This is a genomic window from Lactobacillus sp. ESL0260 (assembly GCF_003692935.1).
Lineage (GTDB): Bacteria > Bacillota > Bacilli > Lactobacillales > Lactobacillaceae > Lactobacillus > Lactobacillus melliventris.
This window is the reverse complement of the sequence record NZ_REHO01000018.1, coordinates 1-1,343: the sequence shown is the minus strand read 5'-3', so window position 1 is coordinate 1,343 and position 1,343 is coordinate 1. Positions and strand designations below refer to the sequence as shown.

Below are 1,343 nucleotides of genomic sequence, written 5' to 3'. Positions count from 1 at the left end.
AGTCAGCCGTCTAAGGCAGGACAGATGATTAGGGTGAAGTCGTAACAAGGTAGCCGTAGGAGAACCTGCGGCTGGATCACCTCCTTTCTAAGGAAAAGGGAGCCGAGACGGAGAGTAGAAATACTAAAGAAGTCCGGCAAGAGCACATGAGTAGGGAAGACATTGTTTAGTTTTGAGGGTAGTACCTCAGAAAAAGGAAAAGATACGCTAGGTACGGGCCTATAGCTCAGCTGGTTAGAGCGCACGCCTGATAAGCGTGAGGTCGATGGTTCAAGTCCATTTAGGCCCATAGGCAAGTATAAGAAAAGCAGCGTGTCTAGAAAAAGACATTGGGGGCTTAGCTCAGTTGGGAGAGCACCTGCTTTGCAAGCAGGAGGTCATCGGTTCGAACCCGTTAGCCTCCATTGGATCTGCGACAGATCCAATGAGTTAGTACATTGAAAACTGAATATAATCCAAGAAAAACCGAGAAACAATCAAAAGAGAACAGATTGCTAAAGAGCGACCGAGAGAGTATCTTGAGTAAGGTCAAGTAAAGAAGGGCGCACGGTGAATGCCTAGGCACAATGAGGCGAAGAAGGACGTGACGAACCACGAAAGGCTTCGGGGAGCAGTAAGTACGCAAAGATCCGGAGATATCCGAATGGGGGAACCCAATGCATGCAGATGCATTACCAGGTGGTGAATCAATAGCCACCTGGGGCAAGACGCAGTGAACTGAAACATCTAAGTAGCTGCAGGAAGAGAAAGAAAAATCGATTTCCCTAGTAGCGGCGAGCGAAGCGGAAAGAGCCCAAACCAGATGATTTATCATTTGGGGTTGTAGGACTGCGACAAGGTAGCGCAAAGGATAGCAGAATTACCTGGGAAGGTAAGCCAGAGAGGGTGAGAGCCCCGTAAGCGAAATCCCCAGCGCGCCGAGCAGGATCCTGATTAGGTCGGGACACGAGGAATCCCGATTGAAGCAGCGAGGACCATCTCGCAAGGCTAAATACTACATTGTGACCGATAGTGAACCAGTACCGTGAGGGAAAGGTGAAAAGAACCCCGGGAGGGGAGTGAAAGAGAACCTGAAACCGTGTGCCTACAAGTAGTCAAAGCCCATTAAAGGGTGATGGCGTGCCTTTTGTAGAATGAACCGGCGAGTTACGTTAATTAGCGAGGTTAAGTCAGAAAAGACGGAGCCGGAGCGAAAGCGAGTCTGAAGAGGGCGAGGTAGTTAGTTGATGTAGACCCGAAACCAAGTGACCTACCCATGACCAGGTTGAAGGTGCGGTAAAGCGCACTGGAGGACCGAACCCACGTAAGTTAAAAATTGCGGGGATGAGTTGTGGGTAGCGGTG

The 1,343-nt window shown here is 49.8% G+C and carries 2 tRNA genes and 2 rRNA genes; all 4 read left to right on the top strand.

Annotation, left to right across the window (positions count from 1 at the left end):
* Positions 1-87, top strand: a 16S ribosomal RNA gene (locus F5ESL0260_RS09355); the annotation flags it as partial.
* Between the two features lie 128 nt (positions 88-215).
* A tRNA-Ile gene (locus tag F5ESL0260_RS09350) sits at positions 216-289 on the top strand.
* Between the two features lie 42 nt (positions 290-331).
* Positions 332-404, top strand: a tRNA-Ala gene (locus tag F5ESL0260_RS09345).
* A 122-nt stretch (positions 405-526) separates the two neighbouring features.
* Positions 527-1,343, top strand: a 23S ribosomal RNA gene (locus F5ESL0260_RS09340); the annotation flags it as partial.